The following is a 21,329-nucleotide window of genomic DNA, read 5'->3' as shown; positions in this document are numbered from 1 at the left end:
CGGCGCGTCGAGCGCTCAGAAGTAGCGGGCGAGGTGCTCGCGCAGCGCCTCGTCGCAGACGTAGACGTACGTCCCCCTGATCCCGCGGGTGAGCAGGACCGTGTAGATGTTGCGGACGTAGGCCAGCAGGTCCTCGTCGCTGTAGGTGATGCCCAGCTTCGGGTTGTTCTCGCGGCCCTTCTTGTCGTGGTAGTTCGAGCGGTCGAAGACGACGCGCCCCGCGACGGTGTCGTAGCGGAGGTCGCGGCCGATGATCACGCCGGCGTAGTTCAGGTCGTAGCCCTGGACGGTGTGGATCGAGCCGACCTCGTCGAGGGCGCCGGGGGAGTTGATCCAGTCGCGCTGCGTCTGATTCCAGCGGAGCGACTCGTCGCCGATCACGATGTCGAAGGCGGTCCTGTCCTTCTTCGTGACCCACTTCCACGCGTACCCGGCGACCAGGCGCGACAGGCCGTGCTCCCGATCGCGCTGCACCACGGCACGCCGCAGCTCGCCGGGGTCGTCGAAGAAGCGCAGGTCGTACTCGCCGAAGTCCTCGCGCTGGTCGGGTGGCTCGTCCGACAGCACGGCCCGCACGTAGCCCACGTAGTCCTTGTCGGCGGCGATGCGCATCTGCGAGCGGAGCGGGTAGACGCGGCCGTTCGCCGCGGCCTCCGCGAGGACCGCGCGGGTGACCGTCGCGGGCAGGTCCGCGGGCCGCACCGTCTGCGCGGTGTCCAGCATGAGGATCGTGTGCCCGCTCCGCGCGCGGATCCAGTCGAGCTGCGTGTGCTCCAGGGAGTCCTCGCCGAAGAGCCGCTCGTTGATGTCGATGAACTTCCGGTTGAGCGGCCCCGACGGCTGGTTCGCCCGCTGGCTGAGCCGGTGCGCCTCGTCGACGAGCAGGAGATCGAAGGGCTCCTCGCTCTCGCCGACCTGGAACGGCGTCAGCACGAGGTCCTTCGACAGCCCCGGAGTGAGGGCGAAGACCCGCGAGATCGATCCGCGCAGCGACTGCTGGGGCACGACCAGTCCGACGCGCAGTGTCGACAGCAGCTCGGCGTGCCCCGGCGTGAAGAACTCGCTGAAGACGGAGTCCGCATCCATCGGCTCCTCCGGATCGTGCCGGCGGATGTCCTGCAGCAGCTTGAGCAGGTAGATCGCGACGACCGTCTTCCCTGTGCCGGGGTCGCCCTGCACCACGACGGTGCTCCGCTCACCCGACTCGAGGTCCGCGAAGAGGCCCTCGAGGATGTCCTCGACGGCGACGGCCTGATCGTGGTTCAGGGCCTTGAACGGCGAGAGCTTGAAGAGGTCGCTGTTGACGATCTCCGGCAGGGTCCGCTGGAAGAGATGCTCCTGGGTGCGGAGCACCTCGAAGACCTCCTCGAACGTCCTGCGGTACGAGTCGCGGTCGAAGTAGTCGGCGTCGGTGACGCCGGCGTTCTGGTTGAGGACCGTCAGGCGGCCCTCGCCGGCGAGCATCCGCAGGAGGAACGACTCGAGATCGAGGCAGGCCGACTTGTTGAAGGTGTCGTCGAAGACCACCCGCACCTGATCGAGTCGACTCTTGACCGGCGAGTCCAGGTGCTGGCGCAGCCGGCCCTCGGCGTTCAGCGATTCGCCGACATAGACCTCCGAGGCGCTGTCGAGAACGTAGACGACCGGCCAATTGCGGTGCCGGGGGTCGGCCGCTCCCCACGCGCGCACCCGGTCCGCCTCGAACGGGAACCGCTCGAGCTCACAGCCGGTCATACTTCTCGCTCCGCCCCCGCGCCTTCTCCACCGGGTACTTGCCCCGGGTCTTCTCGAGCTTGTCGAGGACGATCGCGTCGGGATCCACTCCGAGTCGGTCGGCGAGGAGGAGGCAGTAGGTCAGCACGTCCGCGAGCTCGTCGACGGCCGCCGAGCGGTCGCCCTCGCCCCACTGGAAGCACTCGAGCAGCTCGCCGGATTCGATGCTGATGCTCTTCGCGAGGTTCTCCGGCGTGTGGAACTGCGCCCACTCCCGCTCCCGGACGAAGGCGCGGAGGGCGTCGAGGACGTCGTCATCGGGCATGGCTGCCAACCTACAGCGGGGCTCCACGCCGCGGCTCGTCAGGACAGCGGCCTCCGCCTCCCGGATGAACGCGTCCCGCGACTTCCGCCACTTCAGAAGTCGTTCTGAACTACCATCGAGAGATGGCGACCACTCCGATCCCGACGTTCCAGTCCTCCGAGCTGAGCCGGAATGCACGTGCGGTCTTCGCCGCGGCGGAGGAGCAGCCGGTCGACGTCACGCGTCGGGACGGCGACGACCTCGTGCTGATGTCCAAGCGCGAGGCGGACTCGCGCGAGCAGCTGCTGCAGCTGGCGGCCCAGCTCATCGCGGTCTCGACCGACGACAGGGGGACGCTCGGCGAGCGGATGGCGCAGGTCTTCCCGTGGATGCTGGCGCTGTCGGGCCCCGATCGGGAGCAGTGCGCCAAGGACCTGCTGTCGGCGGCCCGCGCGTCGTTCGCCACCGGGCACGCCCACCTCGCTGCAGCCGAGCTGGTCTCCTGGCGCGAGTCGGCGACGGCGATCGCCGACGGACTCGCGATCATGCCGGTCGACTGGCTCGAGACCGGCATCGTGGTCGAGCGCCCGTAGTCGTGCCGAGGGAGCGCCGGGTCGAGCGGCCGCAGAAGAGGTCCGAGTACGAGATCCGCTTCGCGACGCTGCAGGCGCAGAGAGGCTGGACCGACCTCTGCGCCACCAGCAGGAACGCTCTGACGGAGGCGTGGGACTTCCTGACGCGGACGCCGACCGAGACGACCCCGTCGAACTACCGGTTGAGGGGCGAGCTGGGCGTCCTGACGAAGGGTGACGAGGTCCACGAGCGCTGGCAGCACAAGCCGACGCGGCAGGGCGACGCGCGCCTGTGGTTCTTCGTGGTGGGACGGACGGTGTTCCTCGAGCAGGTGCACACGCACCACCCGAACGCGACGAAGTGACTCACCCCTCGGCCGCGCCGAGCTCCTTGCGCATCTGCACCGCCGTCGTCTCGTAGCCGAGCGACTCGTAGAGCCCCCGCGCCGTCGCGTTGAAGCCGAAGACGTTGAGCGCGAGCGCCCGGTAGCCGAGCGAGCGGGCGTGCTCCTCCGCCAACAGCATCGCCGCGCGCCCGAGTCCGCGGCCGCGCTCGTCCGGGTCGACCTCGACGTCCCAGATCCAGCCGACGCCGTCGAGGTCCTGCGGGTGCGGCCCCACCCAGATCACCCCGACCGGGCGCCCGTCGTCGAGGATCCGCAGCACGTCGTGCCCCGGCGCCGGTGCCCCGCCGGGGAACAGCCGCTCGTGGTTCGCCTCCGCGTTCCGGTGCGCCGCCGCCTCGTCGTCTCCGGCGCGGATCCGGTCGGCGATGTAGGAGGCCCGCTGCACGGTCCGCCAGACGGCGAGTTCGGCGGGCGGGAACGGCGCGAGCGACACGGTCATGCCACCACGCTCGCACACCGGCCGCACAACATCAGCTGAGACGAGGGGGCGTCGCCCCACAGGGGAGGCCCACCCCTCTCAGCTGATGTTGTGCGGCGACGAGCGGCGCGAGCGCCCGCTCAGGCGCGGTCCGCGTCCTCGTGCTCGGCCGCCGCGGTCTGCTCGGCGTGCTTCTTCTTGCCGAAGCGCGTCGCGAGGAAGAGCAGCGTGCCGACCACGACGTAGCCCGCGGTGCCGAGCCAGACGACGCCGGTCTGCTGCGTGAGCAGCACGATGCTCGCGATGATCGCCAGGATCGGGACGACGCGCGGCACGGAGTAGTGCGGGTGGTCGACGCGGTCCTTCTTCAGCACCAGCACCGAGATGTTCGCCGAGATGAAGACGAGCAGCAGCAGCAGCACGGTCGTCTCGGCCAGCGTCCCGACGTCGCCGATCAGGCTGAGCAGCATGGTCACGCCGCCGACGACGACGATCGAGACCCAGGGGGTGCCGCGGTTGGGCAGCACGCGGCCGAAGGCGCTCGGCAGCAGGCCCGACGTCGCCAGACCGAAGCCGACGCGGCTCGCCATCACCATGAACAGCAGCGCGCCGTTGGCGATCGCGACGAGCGCGATCAGGCCGAACAGCCACGGCGGCACCGCCACGCCGCTGGCCGCGACGACGTCCAGCAGCGGGCCGGTGGACTCCGCGAGCTCCTCGTTCGGCAGCACGATCACGGCACCGAGGGCGATCAGGAGGTAGACCACGGCGGCGGTGATCAGGGCGCCGAAGAGCGCGCGCGGGTAGACCTTCGAGGGGTTCCGCACCTCCTCCGCCATGTTCGCCGCGGCCTCGAAGCCGAGGAAGGAGAAGAACGCGACGATGGAGGCGGCGAACGCGCCCTGCAGCGGCGCGACATCCGGGTTGAACTCGAGGACGCGCGCCGCGTCGCCGTTGCCGCCGCCGAAGAAGATCGCCGCGCAGACGATCACGATGACCAGTCCGCTCACCTCGATCACCGAGGCGACCAGGTTGGCAGTCAGCGACTCCTTCACCCCGCGCAGGTTGATCAGCGTGAGGATCGCGATGAAGACGATCGCCGTCGGCACCGGCGGCACGTCGATCAGCGCGGTGAGGTAGTCGCCGGCGAACGCGTTCGCGAGCGATGCCGCCGTGGTGATCCCCGACGCCATCATCAGGAAGCCGACGAGGAACGACAGGTAGGGCTTGCCGAACGCCCGGTCGACGTAGCGCGCGGCGCCGCCGGCGTGCGGGTACTTGGTGATCAGCTCGGCGTAGGTGCCGGCCGTCAGCAGGGCGATCACGAGCGCGATCAGCAGCGGCAGCCAGATGACGCCGCCGACGTCGGCGGCCATCGTGCCGACCAGCGTGTAGATGCCGGCGCCGAGCGTGTCGCCGACGATGAAGGCGAAGAGCAGCGGACCGGTGATGACCTTCTTCAGCGATCCTCCGCCCTTCGCGGGAGCACTGGCGGCGGCGTTCGTCGTTTCGGTCATCCGGAGAGTCCAGCGAGAACCGCCGCCGGGCGCAACCCCTGCCGCGAGACGGCTGCGGAAGTTCTCATGCTGGAAACACGCCGGCGGCGGCGGGAGCGGGTCGCGGAGGAGCGGTCGGCTCCCCGGCGAGCCCCGCCGACAGCGGAGAGAAGGCGCCGGTGTCGTCCCCGTGCGCCACGATGGGCGAACGCCCGCGACGGATCGAGGACACCGTGCACGACATCACCCCGCGGCCCGGTCTGCCCGAGCGCCTCGCCCGCCTGATCCGGCTCCGCACCATCTCGGCCGAGCTCGAGACCGTCGACGACGCGCTCGAGCTGCTGCGCGAGCTCTACCCGCTCACCCACGCGCGGATCGAGCCCGAGCGGATCACCGCCCGCGGGCTGCTCTACCGCTGGCCCGGCCGCGACTCGGCCGCCGATCCGCTCGTCCTGATGGCGCACCTCGACGTCGTCCCCGTCGAGGACCCGGACGCCTGGACGCACCCGCCGTTCGGCGGCGTCGTCGTCGGCGGCGCCGTCTGGGGCCGCGGGGCGCTCGACGACAAGGGCCCGCTCGTCGTCGTGCTGGAGGCGGTGGAGAACCTGCTGGCCGCCGGCGTCGTACCGGCCCGCGACGTCCTGCTCGCCTTCGGCGGTGACGAGGAGGTGCGCGGACCCGCTGCCCGCGCGATCGCCGAGACGCTGCACGAGCGCGGTGTCGTGCCGTGGCTCGTGCTCGACGAGGGCAGCGCGGTCGTCGAGGCGCCGCTGCCGGGCGTCGTCGGACCGGTCGCGATGATCGGCGTCGGCGAGAAGGGCCTGCTCACGCTGCGGCTCACCGCTCGCTCCGCCGGCGGGCACGCCTCAGCCCCGCCGCGCCTCACCGCGGTCGGGCGCCTGGCGCGGGCGATCACGCGGCTCACGCCCTCGACCTTCGCGGCGAGGCTTCCGGAGTCCTTCGCCCGCGCCCTCGTGCTCCTCGCGGATCGCGCGCCCGGGCCGCGCGGAGTCCTCTACCGCCTGCTCGGCGCACGGCCGCGGCTCGCCGCCCCGCTGCTGGCGGCCCTCGGCGGCGAGACGGCCGCCCTCGTGCGGACCACGATCGCGCCGACGATGCTCCGCGCCGGCGCCGCCGACAACGTGCTCGCGGCCGAGGCGTCGGCGGTGCTGAACCTGCGGCTGGCACCCGGCGAGACCGCGGCCGGCGCGGTCGAGCGGGTGCGGCGGCGCGTCCGCGACCGCGAGGTGACCGTCGAGGTCGTCCTGGGGGAGGATCCGTCCCCGGAGTCGCCGAGCGACGGTGCGCCCTTCGCGGCGCTGCGGGCGGCGCTCGCCGTCTCGCACCCCGGGGCGGCGGTCGTCCCCTACGTCATCACCGCGGCCACCGACGCCCGGCACCTCCACCGCGTCGCGCCCGCGGTCTACCGCTTCGCGCCACTGCTGATGTCGAGGGAGCAGCGCGCCGGCATCCACGGCGTCGACGAGCACGTGGACATCGCGGCCCTCGAGCGCGGCGAGGTCTTCCACCGCGCGCTGATCAGCGGGCTCGACGCCTGAGCGGCGGTCCTCCGCGTCTTGACGGGCGGTCCGCCCCCGGAGCCCCTTCGACCGTCCTCTCGACCGCGCCCCGCGCCCCGAGCTCAGGCCTCCTCGAGCACGCTCCGCACCGCGTCGTTCGCCTCGCGCCACTCCTCCGGATCCGCGTCCTCCCACAGCTCCGTCAGCTCGCTCCCGGGGGAGTCGGCTGCGCTCAGTGCGGCGAGCGCCAGCGCGACCAGCTCCGCGTCCGGCCGACCGGCCCGCTGCACGAAGTGCGCGATCGTGTCGGCGTGCGGACCGCCCTCGCGGCCCAGCCCGCGCGCGACGACCTCGGCGGCCGCGATCGCGCAGGTCGCGGTGTCCGCATCGACCTGCGCGGGCGCGACGGCGGCGTCCAGCGCCTCGCGCACGTACTGCCAGTCCGCCGCCTCGTCCAGCTCGTAGACCCAGTCACTGGCCGTGTCGTTGCCGAACGGCTCCCCACTCCATGCACCCATGGCCCGACGCTACGCCCGCCGCACCCTGTCGCGCATCCGGGCCCGGTGCGCGGGTCCGTCCGGCCGTCGAGCCGTTCGCGCGGCGTTCATCCCGGAGGGCCTCCGCGCGTGCCCCGGCGAGCCCGCACTGGGTAGGCTGTACTGCTCCGTCGTCGAGGGGGAGCGGTCGCGGAGGAACGATGGGCAAGAAGCGCAATCAGGGACGACCCGGAGGCGGACGCTCCGGCGGATCGGGCGGCCAGGGCGGCCAGGGCGGCGGTCGCACCGCCGAGACCGCGCTGATGGTCCGGTTCCGCAGCTGGTACCGATCGCACCTCGCCGATGTCGCCGTCCTGCACGAGCACCTGGATGTCGACGAGGCCGTCGAGGTCCTCACCGATCTCTTCGCCATGACCCGCGACCTGCGCCCGCGCGGCTCGTTCGCGCAGCCCGACGCCGAGCTCCTCGAGGCCGTCTTCGACCAGATCGAGGCCGATCTCTCCGGCGAGGAGAGCGAGGCCGACCTCGACGACACCCTCTTCACGGTGGCCGAGGTCGTCGAGCACTTCCTCGACTTCCTGACCGACGAGGACCTCTGGACCGGCACCGACGAGGAGCTCGACGAGTGCCAGGCCGTGCTCGACGAGGTCCTCGACCTCGCCGGCTCCTTCGTCGAGGCCGTCCTCGACGACCTGCTCGAGGTCGACGACGTCCCGGACGCCGAGCAGCTCGCCGCCGCCCGCGCCACCGCCCTCGTGCACGCCGCCGACGTCGTGGTCGAGCGCCTCGCAGCGTCCGACGGAGCGACGCTCACCGAGCGCGCCGCCCGCGAGATCGTGGTCGAGGCCGGCATCTCCTCCGCCAGCTCCACTCCGAGCGACGACACCGTCCGCATCCCCGTCTCCGCCTGGTGGGACGCGCTGGTCGCCTCCGCCGTGCTCGAGTCCGACGGCTCCACCGCCGGGCTCGGCGAGTCCGCTCCGCTCTGGCGCAGCTCCGACGCGCACGAGGCGTCGGTCGAGCGCATCGCCTACATCGCCCGCTTCGTCGAGCAGTGGCTGGTCAGCGCCCAGGAGGCGCTCGCCGCGGCCGACACCGAGAACGGCGCGTTCTCACCCCGTGAGCGCGCGATCACCACGACCGATGCCGTCCTGGTGCGGATCGCAGTGGCCTGCCAGGCGCAGATCCACGAGGGTCTCGTCGTCGGCGAGCTGGTCGACGAGCTCGCCGCCGACCTGGACGTCTCGCTCGAGGACGCCCTGGACGAGCGCGAGCGGATGGTCGGCTCGGCCGAGCGCATGCTCGACGACGCCGCCGAGCTCGGCCTGCTGCTGCACTCGCCCGAGTTCGGCTACGTGCTGCCCGAGGGCCTCCAGCCGGTCCTCGCCTCGGTCGTCCGCGCGAGCATCGTGCTCCTCGGCGCCCGCGACGCGACCCGCCTCGAGATCCTCGACGAGGCGACGGAGGACACCGACTCCGCCTACGGCCTGCACGTCTCGCTGCTGGGCACCAAGCCCGTCGTCTGGCGCCGGCTGGAGCTGTCCTCGGAGTCGTCGCTGCGCGATCTGCACCTCGCGCTGCAGCTCTCGCTCGGCTGGACCGACGCGCAGCCGCACTACTTCAGCGTCGGTGTCCCCGACGAGGAGCACGCGCCGATCGGCTCGCCCGCCGACGCGGAGGAGCTCGGCTCCGACCTCGTCGACGAGGGCGGCGTCGCGCTCGCCGAGGTGCTCGAGAGCGTCGACGACGAGCTGTTCTACGTCTACGACCTCGAGGACGAGTGGCGCCACGTCATCCGCCTCGAGTCGGTCGCGCCGCTGAGCGTCCCGCTGCCCCGTTGCACGGGCGCGCGCGGTGCCGCACCCCTCGACGCCCCCGGTGGCCCGGCCGCCTGGGCCGACACGGTCCGCGCCGCCACCGACCCGTCGTCCGCCGACCACGCGGAGGCGCTCGACGCCCTCGGACTCGCGGCCGGCGCGACGTTCGACCCCGCGAGCGTCGACGTGGAGGGCATCAACCGCTCGCTCGGCCTGCTGCGCGCCGCGGTCTGACCGGTCCGCGCCGCAGAGCATCAGCCGGAAGGGCTCGTCATCGCCGATCGCGGTCGACGAGCCCTCTCGGCTGATGCTCCGTCGTCAGCCGTCCGTCACGGGGTGAGCAGCAGCTTGCCGATGTGCCCGGAGGCGGTCATCCGCTCGTGCGCCCGCGCGGCCTCGGCCAGCGGGACCACCTCGTCGACCACCGGGCGGACCGTCCCGTCCGCGACGAGCGGCCAGACGCTCTCGCGCACCGCGGCGACGATCGCCCGCCGCTCCTCGAGCGGCCGCGCGCGGAGCGTGGTGGCGTGCACGGCAGCGCGCTTGCGCATCAGCGTCCCGATGTCGAGGGAGCCCTGCGCGCCCGACTGGTTGCCGATGAAGACGACTCGGCCGCCGAGCGCGAGCGCCTCGACGTCGCGCGCCAGGTAGTCGCCGCCGACCGGATCGAGGATCACGTCGACCCCGCCCTCGGTCTCCGCCGCGATCCGCTCCACGAAGTCCTGCTCGCGGTAGTCGATCAGGATGTCCGCGCCGAGCGCGCGGCAGGCGTCGAGCTTCCGCGGGCTGCCGGCCGTCACCGCGACCCGCGCGCCGATCGCCGAGGCGATCTGGATGGCGGTGGTGCCGATCCCGCTGCCGCCGCCGTGGATCAGCACAGTCTCGCCGGCGCGGAGCCCGGCGACGAGCACCAGGTTCGACCAGACGGTCGCGGTCGTCTCGGGCAGCGCCGCGGCCGAGATCAGGTCGACGCCCTCGGGGACCGGCAGCAGCAGGCCCGCGTCGACGACGACGTACTCGGCGTAGCCGCCGCCGGAGAGCAGCGCGCAGACCTCCTCGCCCTCGCCGACCGAGGTGACGCCCTCGCCGAGGCCGACGACCGTTCCGGACACCTCCATGCCGAGGATCTCCGAGGCTCCGGCCGGCGGCGGATACACGCCGGCGCGCTGCCCGAGGTCGGCGCGGTTGACCCCCGCGGCCCGCACCCGGACGAGCACCTCGCCCGGTCCGGGCGACGGGGTGGCGGTCTCGCGGAGCACGAGGCGGGAGTCGGGGCCGGGGTTCTCGACGTGGATCGCAAGCATGCCGCGATGCTACGCCGCGCACCTCGGCGACCGGTCCCCGTCCGATCTGCAGGCGATCAGGCACTCCGCCGTCGGATCCGCGCGGACGAGAGCGCACTCCTGCCCGGATCGCCTGCAGATCGGACGGCAGCCCGCCCGCATCCGTCAGGCGTGCTCCGCCAGGAACGCCAGCACGGCGTCCTTGAACGCGCGCGCGGGCACCGTGCTCGTGTGGTCGCGCCCCGGCACGCTGACGAAGCGCGCCCCCGCCTCCGCCGCCAGTCGCTCCCCGTCGGGTGCGATCGGGTCGGCGCCGCCCGTCACCATCAGCGTCGGCAGGTCCGGGTGCGCGCCGAGCTTCGGATGCGCGCCGCCGCGCACTCCGTCGGCCACGGCGACCAGCGCGGCCAGGTCGTTCCCGGCGACGCCCTCCGCCATGCCGATGAAGGCGCGGGTGAACCGGTCGTCGATCTCGCCGCCGTCCGCCACCCGCGCGCGCGCCGCTGCCGCATCGAAGTGCTGCAGCGGCTCGCCGACCGTGAGCCCGCCGAGGCTGAGGGTCGCCAGCAGCTCGGGGTGCTCCATCCCGAGCACCCAGCCCATCCGCGCGCCGAGCGAGTAGCCGAGGTAGTGCGGGGCGATGAGGTCGTACGTCTCGATCACGCGCACGATGTCGGCGACCATCAGGTCGACCCCGTAGGCGCCGGCCCGGTGCGGCTTCTCGCTCGCGCCGTGCCCGCGCTGGTCGAGGGCGACGACGCGGTAGCCGGCGCGGCTCAGCGTCCGAAGCCAGCCCGCCGTCTCCCAGTTCAGCACCGCGTTCGACGCGAAGCCGTGCACCGCCAGCACCGTCGGCGCGCCCTCGTCCCCGAGCGAGTACGTCGCGATCCGCGTCCCGTCGTCGGCGACCACGGACACGGGCGAGGGGAAGGCGATCGGCGTCACCCGACAACCCTGCCACCCCGCGGGGTACCCATCCGTCCCCCGCGGTGTCCGCACTGCAGGGCCCCGTCACACGCTCGAAAGGTCAAAGGGCCGACGCAGCGCGCCGGAACGCTGCGAGCGCCGCCGGAAGCGCACTCGTCACTGACCATCCTCGTATGGTTCACCTGTGGAAGATCCAGAGCACAGGACCGGCCGGGACGGTCGGAGGTCGTTGTACGGGGAGCACACAGCGTGGGGCTTCCTCGCGATCCTGTTCATCGCACAGACCGTCGGCGGCGTCATCAGCAGGGCCATCGGGGTCACCGGCCCACTGAATGCCGTGCAGATCGGCATCAGCGTCCTGATCTTCTGGCTCATCAGCCGACTGGTGCTCGTGCTCCGCCACCGACGGCGCTGAAGGGAACACCCGACGCAGGCCTCGGTCGACGTCGCGGAACCGGCACTCGAGCCGCGGTCAGCGCACCGGCCGGGAGGATCGCACGAACGGCACGGCGATGACGAGGCGGACCGGGTGGCCGCGGCCCGAGCGGACGCCGAGGACGACGCAGAGGACGAGGTTCAGCACGAAGAGACCGAGGATGGCGGCGATCGTCACGGTGGGCCAGCCGCCGCCCCAGGTGTCTCGGACCGAGACGAGCGCGAGGTGCAGCGGTACGAGCATCATCTGGAGCGCGAGGTAGGTCAGCTGCCAGTTGACGGCGACGACACCGTTGCGGTCGCTCAGGGTGCCGCCGCGGCGACGGGCGCCCCAGGCCAGCACCGTGGCCGTGACGGAGATCAGCGGCGAGAGGATCACGAAGCCCGCGATCGCGGAGAGGCCGGCCAGCCAGACGGCGCGGGCGCCCCGGCCGTCGCGGCGACGGCGCAGCGTCTCGTCGTCGTCCATCCGCCACCGCTTCCTCGCAGTCGTCCCGGCGCACCGCCGGACCACCAGTCTCGCACCGGCCCCCGGGAGTGGGCGGGGGGTTCCCCCGCCCGCCCGGGGGTTATCCGGATGGGGGAGGATCCGCGTCCTCCGTAGCGTGGAGGCATCGCCGGGCGCCCCCGGCACCGCACCCCGCAGAAGGAGCACCGACCATGTCGAACGCCGAGACCACCCCCGCCACCACCGCTGGCACCACCGGCGCCACCCGCGGCACGACCGCCGCCGACGAGCAGCCCACCGAGGACTACGGCTCCACCGCCGTTCTGACCGAGGCCGTCCCGGAGCAGCGGCCGTCGCGCCCGCAGTCCGAGCCCGTGTCCGAGCCGCGCCGCCCGCAGTCCGATCGTCCCTCCGCCGGGTACCCCGCCCCCTACGGCACCCCGCCCGTCGCCCCGGCCGCCGTCACCCCGGCGCCGTCGACCCCGTTCTCGCTGACCAGCCTCATCCTCGGCGTCACCTCGGTCTTCTTCGGCCTCACCGTGATCGCTCCCGTCGCCGGCCTCGTCTTCGGCATCCTGGGCCTGCGCCGCGAGCCGACCGGCCGCACCCTCGCGATCTGGGGCATCGTCCTCAACTCGGTCATGATCGGCCTCGTCGCGCTCTTCGTCGTCGCGCTGCTCTTCCTCGGCCTCCTGGTGCCGTTCGTCGCGCTCGTGACGGGCACCGACGTCAACTGACCGTCCCGCACTGTCTCTCAGGCGAGGAAGGCCCGCAGCAGGGCCGCAGACGCGTGGACGTGCTCGGTCATCAGCCGGGCCGCCTCGGCCGCCCGCCCGGTGAGGATCGCCGTCACGATCTCCCGGTGCTGCTCGTCCGCATGAGCGATGTTCCTCGGCAGCAGCGGGATGTCGTCGAGCAGGGCGTTGACCCGCATCCGGCTCTCGACGACGAGCGGCAGAAGCGACGGGACTCCCGCCAGCTCCGCGATCGCCAGGTGCAGCCGGGAGTCGAGGCGCCGGTAGTCCTCGGGAGTCGCCTCCTCCACATCGGCGAGCGCCTGGAAGAGCTGCTCCCGGTCGGCGGCCGTCAGATCGGCTCCGGCCGCGAGCCGGGCGGCTCCGACCTCGAGGATCTCGCGCAGCCCGACCACGTCGTCGATCTCGGCCCGGTCGAAGCCGCGCCGCCCGGTCGGCACCGGCGGCAGGTCCTCCACCACGAAGGTGCCGCCGTACCGGCCTCGCCGGACCACGAGGTAGCCCGCCTCCACGAGCGACGCGATCGCCTCCCGCAGGGTGTCGCGCCCGACGCCGAGCCGTGCCGCGAGCTCGCGCTCGGCGGCCAGCCGGTCGCCCGGTGCCACCAGTCCGAGCTTCACCGTCTGCATCAACCGCTGGACCGTCTCCTCGAAGGCGTTGCCCGTGCGCACGCGCCGGAGGACCGCCTCCTCCGCGCTCGCCGGAGGCACGAGTCGCCGCAGGGTCGCCTCCGCACCACTCGGTGCGGGAGCGGTCTCGCGTCCCTCGGGCTCGGCGTCCACGGCGCTCACTCCGGCGTCACGTAGGCGGAGGAGATGCCGCCGTCCACGAGGAACGTCGAGCCGGTGATGAAGGAGGCGTCGTCGCTGGCGAGGAACGCGACCGCGGCGGCCAGCTCCTCCGGCTCGGCGAAGCGCCCGACGGGGATGTGCACGAGCCGGCGCTGCGCCCGCACCGGGTCGGCCGCGAACAGCTCCTGCAGCAGCGGAGTGTTCACGGGGCCCGGGCAGAGCGCGTTCACCCGGATGCCCTGGCGGGCGAACTGCACGCCGAGCTCGCGGCTCATCGCCAGGACTCCGCCCTTCGAGGCGGTGTAGCTGATCTGCGAGGTCGCCGAGCCGAGCACCGCGACGAACGACGCCGTGTTGATGATCGATCCGCGGCCCTGCTTCGTCATGTGCCGGAGCGCCGCGCGGCAGCAGAGGTAGACCGACTTGAGGTTGACGTCCTGCACCCGCTCCCAGGCGGGGAGCTCGGTCGTCTCGATCGAGTCGTCGTCGGGCGGCGAGATCCCCGCGTTGTTGAAGGCGATGTCGACCGAGCCGTAGGCGTCGACGGCGGCCTGGAAGAGGGCGTCCACCTCGGTCTCGCTGGTCACGTCGACCCGGACGAACAGTCCGCCGAGCGCCTCGGCGACCTCGGTGCCGCGCGCGACGTCGACATCGGCGACGACCACGCGTGCCCCCTCCCGGGCGAAGCGCGTCGCCGTGGCGAGGCCGATGCCGCTGGCGCCGCCGGTGACGACGGCGACCTTGCCGGCGAGGCGCTGCGTGAGATCGATCGGAGTGGTGTCGAGGGGAGGGAGCGCCATGGGACGGCCTTTCGAGGTGCGAGTGCGAGTGCGGGGGAGGTGGAGCGGCCGGGTCAGTCGGCCGCGAAGAAGATGTTCTTGGTCTCGGTGAATCCGAGCGCCGCGTCCGGTCCGAGCTCGCGGCCCAGCCCGGACTGCTTGAACCCGCCGAACGGGGTCGAGTAGCGCACCGACGAGTGCGAGTTCACGGACAGGTTGCCGCTCTCGACGGCCCGCGACATCCGCAGGGCACGCCCGAGATCACGGGTCCAGATGGACCCGGAGAGGCCGTAGTCGGTGTCGTTGGCGAGGCGGATCGCGTCGGCCTCGTCGTCGAAGGGCAGCACGGACACGACCGGGCCGAAGACCTCCTCGCGCCAGACGGCATCGCCGCTGCCCGGCAGCAGCACCGTCGGCGGGAACCAGAAGCCGGCGCCGGCGGGGGCGGAGCCGCGGAACGCGACGGGCGCTCCCTCCGGGACGAACGCGGCGACGCGCTCGTGGTGCGCCGCCGAGACGAGGGGACCCATCTCGGTCGCCTCGTCGCGCGGGTCGCCGACGACGACGCCCTGCACGGCCGGCTCGAGCAGCTCGAGGAAGCGGTCGAGGACGCTCCGCTCGACCAGGATCCGGCTGCGCGCGCAGCAGTCCTGGCCGGCGTTCTCGAAGACGCCGTAGGGCGCGGTGCTCGCGGCGCGCTCGAGGTCGGAGTCGGCGAAGACGATGTTCGCGCTCTTGCCGCCGAGCTCCAGCGTGACCCGCTTCACCTGGTCGGCGCAGCCCGCCATCACCCGCTTGCCGACGCGGGTCGACCCGGTGAAGACGACCTTGCGGACCAGCGGATGCGTCACGAAGCGCTCGCCGACGACGTCGCCCCGGCCGGGCAGCACCTGGAAGAGCCCCTCCGGCAGTCCCGACGCGAGTCCGAGCTCGGCCAGGCGGAGGCTGGTGAGCGGCGTCCATTCCGCGGGCTTCAGCACGACGGCGTTGCCCGCGGCGAGCGCCGGCGCGAACCCCCAGGAGGCGATCGTCATCGGGAAGTTCCACGGCGTGATGATCCCGACGACGCCGAGCGGCTCGTGCACAGTGACGTCCAGTCCGCCCGCGACCGGGATCTGCGCGCCGAGCAGGCGCTCCGGGACGGCGGAGGCGTATTCGAGCACGTCGCGGACGTGCGCGGCCTCCCAGCGCGACTGGGTGATCGGGTGACCCGAATTGCGGGTCTCGAGCTGCGCGAGCTCCTCGAGTGCGCCGTCGACGGCGGCGGCGAAGCGGCGGAGCGCGCGCGCCCTCTCCAGGGGGGCCAGCGCCGCCCAGCCGCGCTGCGCAGCGGCGGCGAGCGTGATCGCGGCGTCCACCGCCTCGAGATCGGCGAGGGCGATCTCGTCGAAGGCGGCGCCGGTCGAGGGGTCGACCAGGGTCTGCGTCTGCGTGCTCATCGGAGTGCGTCCTTCGTGGTTCGGGAGCGATCGTCGGCCGCGTCGGCCGCGTCGTCCGCCGCCGCGCGGTGGGCGAGGGCGGCGGCGACGAGGCCGGTGAAGAGGCGGGTGTCGGCGGTGTCCTCCTCGGGGTGCCACTGCACGCCGAGGGCGAAGCGGCGATCCGGCAGTTCCAGCGCCTCGATGGTGCCGTCGGCCGTCCGGGCGGCGACCGCCAGGCCGTCGGCCACCCGGTCCACCGCCTGGTGGTGGTAGACCTGCGCGACCACGGCGTCCTCGCCGAGCAGTCCGCGCAGGCGCGACCGCGGCTCGACGGCGACGTCGACGTGCGAGAAGACGCCGCCGCCCGCCTGGTAGCGGCGGTCGCCGACGACGTCGGGGAGGTGCTGGTGCAGCGTGCCGCCGAGCGAGACGTTGAGCAGCTGTGCGCCCCGGCAGATGCCGAGGAACGGCAGGTCGCTCTCGAGCGCGGCCGTCATCAGGTGGTCCTCCCAGGCGTCGCGCTCCGGGCGGGGCTCGTCGGTCTCCGGGTGCGGCTGCTGACCGTACCGGGCGGGGTCGATGTCCTTGCCGCCGCAGACGATGAGGCCGTCCAGGCGCTCGACGACCGCCCGGGCGGTCTCGGCCGAGGCGGGCTGAGGCGGGAGCAGCAGTGCCACGCCGCCCGCCCGGGTCACCGAGTCGATGTAGTTCGCGGGGAGGAACGAGGCCTCGACGTCCCAGACTCCCGAGACGGCGCGCTCGCGGTAGGTGGTGAGGCCGATGATCGGACGCGGCGCGACGGGTCCGCGCGGAGAGTCCTCCCGACCGTCAGAGCCGCTCAAAGCCGCGCACCCTCTCCCAGTCGGTGACGGCGGCGTTGTAGGCGGCGAGCTCCACGCGGGCGTTGTTCACGTAGTGGTCGACGACGTCGTCGCCGAAGGCCGCGCGCGCGAGGGCGGACGACTCGAACAGATCGGCGGCCTCCCGCAGCGTGGTCGGCACGCGCGGTGCTCCCGAGCCGTAGGCGTTCCCGGTGCAGACGTCCTCCAGCTCGAGCTCGTTCTCGATCCCGTGCAGACCCGCGGCGACCAGCGCGGCGACGGCGAGGTACTGGTTGACGTCGCCGCCCGGCACGCGGTTCTCGACGCGCATCCCGGGGCCGTGGCCGACGACGCGGAGGGCGCAGGTGCGGTTGTCGAGCCCCCAGGCGACCGCGGTCGGCGCGAACGATCCATCGACGTAGCGCTTGTACGAGTTGATGTTCGGGGCGAAGAAGAGCGTGAACTCGCGCATCGCGGCGAGCTGGCCGGCCAGGTAGTGCCGGAACAGGGGCGACATCCCGTGCTCGCCCTCCGCGTCGGCGAAGACGGGAGTGCCGTCGGTGCCGCGGAGGGAGAGGTGGATGTGGCAGGAGTTGCCCTCGCGCTCGTTGAACTTGGCCATGAAGGTCAGGCTCTTGCCGTGCTTGTCGGCGATCTCCTTCGCCCCCGACTTGTAGATCGAGTGGTTGTCGCAGGTGACCAGCGCGGCGTCGTAGCGGAAGCCGATCTCCTGCTGGCCGAGGTTGCACTCGCCCTTGATGCCCTCGCAGTAGAGTCCGGCGCCCTCCATCGACACGCGGATGTCCCGCATCAGCGGCTCCATCCGGGTCGACGCGAGCAGCGCGTAGTCGATGTTGTAGTCGCTGGCGGGGGTCAGATCGCGGTAGCCCTTCGCGAAGGCCGAGCGGTAGGAGTCGTCGAAGACGATGAACTCGAGCTCGGTGGCGACGAAGGCCTCCAGGCCGCGCTCGCTCAGGCGGTCGAGCTGCGCGCGGAGGATCTGCCGGGGCGCCTCGCCGACCGGGGCGTCGTCGAGCCACGTGAGGTCCGCGGTGACCAGGGCCGTCCCGGGGAGCCACGGCGCGAGACGGAGGGTCGAGAGGTCGGGGATCATCTTCATGTCGCCGTAGCCGCGCTCCCAGCTGGAGATCGCGTAGCCCTCGACGGTGTTCATCTCGACGTCGACGGCGAGCAGGTAGTTGCAGCACTCGGCGCCGTGCGCGGCGACGTCGTCCTGGAACAGCCGCGCCGAGATGCGCTTGCCGACGAGGCGGCCCTGCATGTCGGTGAACGCGACGATCACCGTGTCGATCTCGCCGCTGTCGATCAGCTGGTCGAGACGGTCGAGGGTGAGCATGCCCCGCGCGGGGGCCCGATCGGCGCTGACGGGTGTCATGGGGTGCCTCCGGGGATCGCTCCGCCAGGCGGACGGACAGGGCCGCCTGGTCGGATCGAGGTCCATTAGAGCACAGGGCCGCGAGTGGGGGAGCGGACGCGGGTCGACCTGGCGCGGCGGGTCGGCACGTCGTGCCGTTGGCTGTTCCGCGCCGTTCACACCGCTGTAACGCCATCGGTCTTCCCAGCGTCCATTGAGGTCCCTATGCTCGGACCACCCCGAGCCGAGGAGACCCGATGGCAGAGCAGACGAAGCAGACTCCCGCGAGGAAGGGCGCTGGGCGGCCGACGGCGTCCGGACCCGACTCCGCGAACGTCACCGGCACAGCGGGGGTGACCTACCGCGAGGCCGAGGCCGGCTACTTCGAGAAGCGCACCCTGCGCCGCTCCGCGGGCGTCTGGGGACTGTGGGGCCTCGCGGTCGCCGCCGTGATCTCGGGCGACTTCTCGGGCTGGAACTTCGGCATCGACTTCGCCGGGTTCGGCGGGATGCTGATCGCCTTCGCCGTCCTCGTGGTGATGTACTACGGGCTCATCTTCTCGATCGGCGAGATGTCCGCCGCGATGCCGCACACCGGCGGCGCCTACTCCTTCGCCCGCTCGGCGATGGGCCCTTGGGGCGGCCTGGTGACGGGCCTGGCGGAGACCATCGAGTACGTGGCCACGACCGCCGTGGTCGTCTTCTTCTCGGCGCAGTACGCGAACGGGGTGACGAGCGAGCTGCTGGGCTTCGACCTCTCCGGAGCCATGTGGGTCTGGTGGCTGGTGCTCTACATCGTCTTCGTCGCGCTGAACTCCGCGGGCGCGGCGATCTCGTTCCGCTTCGCGATCGTCGTCTCGATCGTGTCCATCGCCATCCTCCTGGCCTTCTCGGTGATGGCCCTGCTCTCGCCGGCGCTCGACTGGTCGAGCCTCTGGAACATCGCGCCGGACGCGGGCCAGACCGAGTTCCTCCCACACGGCGTGCTCCCGATCCTCTTCGCCCTGCCGTTCGCGATGTGGTTCTTCCTCGGCATCGAGGAGCTGCCGCTGGCGGCGGAGGAGGCGCACGACCCCGTCCGCGACATCCCGCGCGCCGGGTTTTGGGCGCGCGGCACCCTGATCGTGACCGGCCTGCTCGTGCTCTTCCTCAACACCGCCCTGATCGGCTCCGAGGACATGGGCGTCTCGACCGAGCCCCTCCTCGACGGCTTCCGCGCGATGGTCGGCGACGGAGCGGCGGCGGTGCTCGCGCTCTTCGCGCTGATCGGGCTCCTCGCCTCGCTGCAGGGCATCATGTTCGCCTACGGCCGGAACATGTACTCGCTCTCAAGGGCCGGCTACTACCCGCGGGTCTTCTCGCTCACCGGCAAGCGCCAGACCCCGTGGATCGCGCTGACGGTCGGGGCCGCCATCGGCTTCGTCGCCCTGGTCGTCGTCGACCTGCTCAGCCGGATCGACCCGGACAACGCCGGCGCGGTCGCCGGGGCCATCGTGCTGAACATCGCGGTCTGGGGCGCGGTCGTCGCGTACTTCATGCAGATGGTGTCGTTCGTGCTGCTGCGCCGCCGCTTCCCGAACGCGACCCGTCCGTACCGCAGCCCCTGGGGCGTGCCGGGTGCGGTGATCGCCGGGCTGATCAACGTCCTGATCTTCCTCGGCTTCCTGCTCAACGAGGCGTTCCAGCCGGCCATCATCGCCATCGCGGTGGTCTACGTCGTCATCCTGATCGGCTTCGCGGTCTGGGGCAGGAAGCGCCTGATCCTCTCACCCGAGGAGCGCTACGCGCTGAGTGGCGGCCTGCACGCGGCACCGAGCATCCCGGAGCCGGACCGCGTGGACTGAGGGGCAGCGGGGGAGGGTCCGCGAGCCTCGGAGGGCCGGTCCGTGGCGCGGGGCGTCCGGCGCACCGCGGCCCGGGACCGGCCCTCCGAGGCCTCGGCGTAGGCTGGCTCCGCAGTCCGCGGACCCCCTGCACCCCCGGGGTCGCACGACGACAGCGATGGAGCTGACGTGATCCTCGAGCCGAGCATCCTCCCCTCAGAAACCGACCCGCAGAGCCAGCCGGAAGGACCCCCCGTGGACGGCGCCACCCGCACCGAGACCGATTCGCTGGGGTCGCTCGAGATCCCGGCCGACGCCTACTGGGGCATCCACACCGCTCGGGCGCTGGACAACTTCCCGATCTCGAAGCGCCCGATCTCGATCTACCCCGATCTCGTCCGCGCCCTCGCGACCGTCAAGCTGGCCGCCGCCCGGGCGAACACCGAGATCGGCAGCCTCGCCCCGGCGAAGGCCGAGCTGATCGAGCAGGCCTGCCGCCGGATCATCGACGGCGAGTTCCACGACCAGTTCGTCGTCGGCGTCATCCAGGGCGGCGCGGGCACCTCGACCAACATGAACGCGAACGAGGTCGTCGCGAACGTCGCGCTCGAGATCGCCGGCCGGCCCCGCGGCGACTACGCGTTCCTGCACCCGCTGGACGACGTGAACCGCAGCCAGTCGACGAACGACGTCTACCCGACCTCCATCAAGATCGCGATGACCTGGTCGCTGCGGCGCCTGCTCGACGAGCTCGCCCTCCTCCAGGCCGCGTTCTCGCGGAAGGCCGTGGAGTTCGGCAGCGTCCTCAAGGTCGGCCGCACCCAGCTGCAGGACGCCGTGCCGATGACGCTCGGGCAGGAGTTCCACGGCTTCGCGACCACCCTCGGCGAGGACCACGCCCGGCTGTCCGAGACGATCTGGCTGCTCGCCGAGGTCAACATCGGCGCGACCGCGATCGGCACCGGCATCACCGCCGACCCGCGCTACGGCGCCGCCGCCGTGCGGCACCTCAACGAGCTCACCGACCTCGACCTCGAGATGGCGCAGGACCTGGTCGAGGCGACCAGCGACACCGGCGTCTTCATGTCGTTCTCGAGCGCGCTCAAGCGCTCGGCCATCAAGCTGTCGAAGATCTGCAACGACCTGCGCCTGCTCTCCTCCGGTCCGCAGGCCGGCTTCGGCGAGATCAACCTGCCGTCCCGCCAGGCGGGCTCGAGCATCATGCCCGGCAAGGTGAACCCGGTGATCCCGGAGGTGGTCAACCAGGTCGCGTACTCGGTGGCGGGCGCCGACGTCACCGTCACCATGGCGGCGGAGGCCGGCCAGCTGCAGCTGAACGCGTTCGAGCCGGTCATCGCGCACTCGCTGCTGCAGAGCATCACCTGGATGACCCAGGCCTGCCTCACGCTGCGGATCAACTGCATCGACGGCATCACCGCCAATGTCGACCGCCTCGAGGCGATGGTCGCCTCCTCGGTGGGGGTCGTGACGGCGCTGACGCCGAGCATCGGCTACACGGCGTCCGCGGCGATCGCGAAGGCCGCGCTCGCCACCGGCCGCAACGTCGCCGACCTCGTCGTCGAGGCCGGTCTCATGTCGCGCGAGGAGGTGCTGCGGCTGATCTCACCCGCCCGCCTCTCCGGCATCGAGGCGATGACCGCCGCCCTCCCCGTCATCGACCCCCAGGCGGAGTAGCCCGCCCCGTCCTCCCTCGCCTCTCTTCCCTG

21 protein-coding genes are annotated in these 21,329 nt (G+C 72.3%); 8 read left to right on the top strand and 13 right to left on the bottom strand.

Annotated features, from left to right (window positions below):
- Positions 1 to 15 precede the first annotated feature (15 nt).
- Positions 16 to 1,734: a DUF2075 domain-containing protein gene (locus HQQ82_RS15755; RefSeq protein WP_173234895.1), complete on the bottom strand. Its 1,719-nt coding sequence runs from the start codon at positions 1,732 to 1,734 to the stop codon at positions 16 to 18.
- Positions 1,721 to 2,038, bottom strand: coding sequence for a nucleotide pyrophosphohydrolase (locus HQQ82_RS15750; protein ID WP_173234893.1), 318 nt, complete (start codon positions 2,036 to 2,038; stop codon positions 1,721 to 1,723). The genes HQQ82_RS15755 and HQQ82_RS15750 overlap by 14 nt, the downstream gene beginning before the upstream one ends.
- A gap of 122 nt (positions 2,039 to 2,160) precedes the next feature.
- Here HQQ82_RS15750 and HQQ82_RS15745 point away from each other — a divergent pair, with 122 nt between their 5' ends.
- Together HQQ82_RS15745 and HQQ82_RS15740 are read left to right on the top strand one after the other, a co-directional pair.
- Complete coding sequence (locus HQQ82_RS15745; protein WP_173234891.1) at positions 2,161 to 2,610, top strand: prevent-host-death protein; 450 nt, start codon at positions 2,161 to 2,163, stop codon at positions 2,608 to 2,610.
- A gap of 2 nt (positions 2,611 to 2,612) precedes the next feature.
- Positions 2,613 to 2,954 (top strand): hypothetical protein, encoded by a 342-nt coding sequence (locus HQQ82_RS15740; protein WP_173234889.1) that lies wholly within the window; start codon positions 2,613 to 2,615, stop codon positions 2,952 to 2,954.
- A 1-nt stretch (position 2,955) separates the two neighbouring features.
- On the opposite strand, the gene HQQ82_RS15735 is transcribed toward HQQ82_RS15740, so the two are convergent.
- Complete coding sequence (locus tag HQQ82_RS15735; RefSeq protein WP_173234887.1) at positions 2,956 to 3,435, bottom strand: N-acetyltransferase; 480 nt, start codon at positions 3,433 to 3,435, stop codon at positions 2,956 to 2,958.
- A gap of 119 nt (positions 3,436 to 3,554) precedes the next feature.
- Entirely contained in the window at positions 3,555 to 4,931 is a 1,377-nt protein-coding gene (locus tag HQQ82_RS15730; protein WP_173234885.1) for an APC family permease, read from the bottom strand.
- Positions 4,932 to 5,089: 158 nt separating this feature from the next.
- Between HQQ82_RS15730 and HQQ82_RS15725 the strand changes: the two genes are divergently transcribed.
- Entirely contained in the window at positions 5,090 to 6,469 is a 1,380-nt protein-coding gene (locus HQQ82_RS15725) for a M20/M25/M40 family metallo-hydrolase (RefSeq protein ID WP_367947971.1), read from the top strand.
- A gap of 83 nt (positions 6,470 to 6,552) precedes the next feature.
- Here the strand turns inward: HQQ82_RS15725 and HQQ82_RS15720 are convergent, their stop codons facing one another.
- Positions 6,553 to 6,948, bottom strand: a complete 396-nt coding sequence (locus tag HQQ82_RS15720; protein ID WP_173234883.1) for a DUF4259 domain-containing protein — start codon at positions 6,946 to 6,948, stop codon at positions 6,553 to 6,555.
- 179 nt (positions 6,949 to 7,127) lie between these two features.
- Here HQQ82_RS15720 and HQQ82_RS15715 point away from each other — a divergent pair, with 179 nt between their 5' ends.
- On the top strand, positions 7,128 to 8,978 hold the full coding sequence (locus HQQ82_RS15715) for a plasmid pRiA4b ORF-3 family protein (protein WP_173234881.1): 1,851 nt from the start codon (positions 7,128 to 7,130) through the stop codon (positions 8,976 to 8,978).
- Positions 8,979 to 9,073: 95 nt separating this feature from the next.
- Here HQQ82_RS15715 and HQQ82_RS15710 read toward each other — a convergent pair whose 3' ends face one another.
- Both HQQ82_RS15710 and HQQ82_RS15705 read right to left on the bottom strand, forming a co-directional pair.
- Positions 9,074 to 10,048, bottom strand: a complete 975-nt coding sequence (locus HQQ82_RS15710; RefSeq protein ID WP_173234879.1) for an NAD(P)H-quinone oxidoreductase — start codon at positions 10,046 to 10,048, stop codon at positions 9,074 to 9,076.
- 144 nt (positions 10,049 to 10,192) lie between these two features.
- Positions 10,193 to 10,972, bottom strand: a complete 780-nt coding sequence (locus HQQ82_RS15705; RefSeq protein ID WP_173234877.1) for an alpha/beta hydrolase — start codon at positions 10,970 to 10,972, stop codon at positions 10,193 to 10,195.
- A 211-nt stretch (positions 10,973 to 11,183) separates the two neighbouring features.
- Between HQQ82_RS15705 and HQQ82_RS15700 the strand changes: the two genes are divergently transcribed.
- Complete coding sequence (locus tag HQQ82_RS15700; protein WP_173234875.1) at positions 11,184 to 11,369, top strand: hypothetical protein; 186 nt, start codon at positions 11,184 to 11,186, stop codon at positions 11,367 to 11,369.
- A 57-nt stretch (positions 11,370 to 11,426) separates the two neighbouring features.
- Here HQQ82_RS15700 and HQQ82_RS15695 read toward each other — a convergent pair whose 3' ends face one another.
- A complete protein-coding gene (locus tag HQQ82_RS15695; protein WP_173234873.1) occupies positions 11,427 to 11,858 on the bottom strand; it encodes a DUF4870 domain-containing protein in 432 nt (143 codons plus the stop codon).
- 191 nt (positions 11,859 to 12,049) lie between these two features.
- On the opposite strand from HQQ82_RS15695, the gene HQQ82_RS20410 reads away from it, so the two are divergent.
- On the top strand, positions 12,050 to 12,574 hold the full coding sequence (locus HQQ82_RS20410) for a DUF4190 domain-containing protein (protein ID WP_301952492.1): 525 nt from the start codon (positions 12,050 to 12,052) through the stop codon (positions 12,572 to 12,574).
- Between the two features lie 17 nt (positions 12,575 to 12,591).
- Here HQQ82_RS20410 and HQQ82_RS15685 read toward each other — a convergent pair whose 3' ends face one another.
- The 5 genes from HQQ82_RS15685 to HQQ82_RS15665 are packed head-to-tail and all read right to left on the bottom strand — an operon-like array spanning position 12,592 to position 17,800.
- Positions 12,592 to 13,383 carry a FadR/GntR family transcriptional regulator gene (locus tag HQQ82_RS15685; RefSeq protein ID WP_367947970.1) on the bottom strand — a complete coding sequence of 264 codons (792 nt, stop codon included), beginning with the start codon at positions 13,381 to 13,383 and terminating at the stop codon, positions 12,592 to 12,594.
- Positions 13,380 to 14,183, bottom strand: a complete 804-nt coding sequence (locus HQQ82_RS15680) for a 3-oxoacyl-ACP reductase (protein WP_173234871.1) — start codon at positions 14,181 to 14,183, stop codon at positions 13,380 to 13,382. The genes HQQ82_RS15685 and HQQ82_RS15680 overlap by 4 nt, the downstream gene beginning before the upstream one ends.
- Positions 14,184 to 14,236: 53 nt before the next feature.
- A complete protein-coding gene (locus HQQ82_RS15675) occupies positions 14,237 to 15,601 on the bottom strand; it encodes an aldehyde dehydrogenase (protein WP_173234869.1) in 1,365 nt (454 codons plus the stop codon).
- Positions 15,598 to 16,425, bottom strand: coding sequence for a gamma-glutamyl-gamma-aminobutyrate hydrolase family protein (locus HQQ82_RS15670; protein ID WP_173234867.1), 828 nt, complete (start codon positions 16,423 to 16,425; stop codon positions 15,598 to 15,600). The genes HQQ82_RS15675 and HQQ82_RS15670 overlap by 4 nt, the downstream gene beginning before the upstream one ends.
- Positions 16,412 to 17,800 (bottom strand): glutamine synthetase family protein, encoded by a 1,389-nt coding sequence (locus HQQ82_RS15665; protein ID WP_173234865.1) that lies wholly within the window; start codon positions 17,798 to 17,800, stop codon positions 16,412 to 16,414. Before HQQ82_RS15665 ends, HQQ82_RS15670 begins: the two co-directional genes overlap by 14 nt.
- A gap of 236 nt (positions 17,801 to 18,036) precedes the next feature.
- Here HQQ82_RS15665 and HQQ82_RS15660 point away from each other — a divergent pair, with 236 nt between their 5' ends.
- The gene (locus HQQ82_RS15660) at positions 18,037 to 19,623 is read left to right on the top strand and encodes an amino acid permease (protein ID WP_173234863.1); all 1,587 of its coding nucleotides are present in this window, start codon (positions 18,037 to 18,039) and stop codon (positions 19,621 to 19,623) included.
- A 234-nt stretch (positions 19,624 to 19,857) separates the two neighbouring features.
- Positions 19,858 to 21,297 carry an aspartate ammonia-lyase gene (locus HQQ82_RS15655; protein WP_367947969.1) on the top strand — a complete coding sequence of 480 codons (1,440 nt, stop codon included), beginning with the start codon at positions 19,858 to 19,860 and terminating at the stop codon, positions 21,295 to 21,297.
- Positions 21,298 to 21,329: the final 32 nt, after the last annotated feature.

The sequence above is a fragment of the Rathayibacter sp. VKM Ac-2856 genome, from assembly GCF_013205055.1.
Taxonomy (GTDB): domain Bacteria; phylum Actinomycetota; class Actinomycetes; order Actinomycetales; family Microbacteriaceae; genus Rathayibacter.
The sequence above is the reverse complement of the archived record's forward strand: the minus strand, read 5'-3'. Positions and strand labels throughout refer to the sequence as shown.

Excerpts from the sequence above, each read along its gene's own strand:
- HQQ82_RS15755 (WP_173234895.1), bottom strand. The coding sequence starts at position 1,734 with ATGACCGGCTGTGAGCTCGAGCGGTTCCCGTTCGAGGCGGACCGGGTG.
- HQQ82_RS15750 (WP_173234893.1), bottom strand. The coding sequence starts at position 2,038 with ATGCCCGATGACGACGTCCTCGACGCCCTCCGCGCCTTCGTCCGGGAG.
- HQQ82_RS15745 (WP_173234891.1), top strand. The coding sequence starts at position 2,161 with ATGGCGACCACTCCGATCCCGACGTTCCAGTCCTCCGAGCTGAGCCGG.
- HQQ82_RS15735 (WP_173234887.1), bottom strand. The coding sequence starts at position 3,435 with ATGACCGTGTCGCTCGCGCCGTTCCCGCCCGCCGAACTCGCCGTCTGG.
- HQQ82_RS15730 (WP_173234885.1), bottom strand. The coding sequence starts at position 4,931 with ATGACCGAAACGACGAACGCCGCCGCCAGTGCTCCCGCGAAGGGCGGA.
- HQQ82_RS15720 (WP_173234883.1), bottom strand. The coding sequence starts at position 6,948 with ATGGGTGCATGGAGTGGGGAGCCGTTCGGCAACGACACGGCCAGTGAC.
- HQQ82_RS15715 (WP_173234881.1), top strand. The coding sequence starts at position 7,128 with ATGGGCAAGAAGCGCAATCAGGGACGACCCGGAGGCGGACGCTCCGGC.
- HQQ82_RS15710 (WP_173234879.1), bottom strand. The coding sequence starts at position 10,048 with ATGCTTGCGATCCACGTCGAGAACCCCGGCCCCGACTCCCGCCTCGTG.
- HQQ82_RS15695 (WP_173234873.1), bottom strand. The coding sequence starts at position 11,858 with ATGGACGACGACGAGACGCTGCGCCGTCGCCGCGACGGCCGGGGCGCC.
- HQQ82_RS20410 (WP_301952492.1), top strand. The coding sequence starts at position 12,050 with ATGTCGAACGCCGAGACCACCCCCGCCACCACCGCTGGCACCACCGGC.
- HQQ82_RS15680 (WP_173234871.1), bottom strand. The coding sequence starts at position 14,183 with ATGGCGCTCCCTCCCCTCGACACCACTCCGATCGATCTCACGCAGCGC.
- HQQ82_RS15675 (WP_173234869.1), bottom strand. The coding sequence starts at position 15,601 with ATGAGCACGCAGACGCAGACCCTGGTCGACCCCTCGACCGGCGCCGCC.
- HQQ82_RS15665 (WP_173234865.1), bottom strand. The coding sequence starts at position 17,800 with ATGACACCCGTCAGCGCCGATCGGGCCCCCGCGCGGGGCATGCTCACC.
- HQQ82_RS15660 (WP_173234863.1), top strand. The coding sequence starts at position 18,037 with ATGGCAGAGCAGACGAAGCAGACTCCCGCGAGGAAGGGCGCTGGGCGG.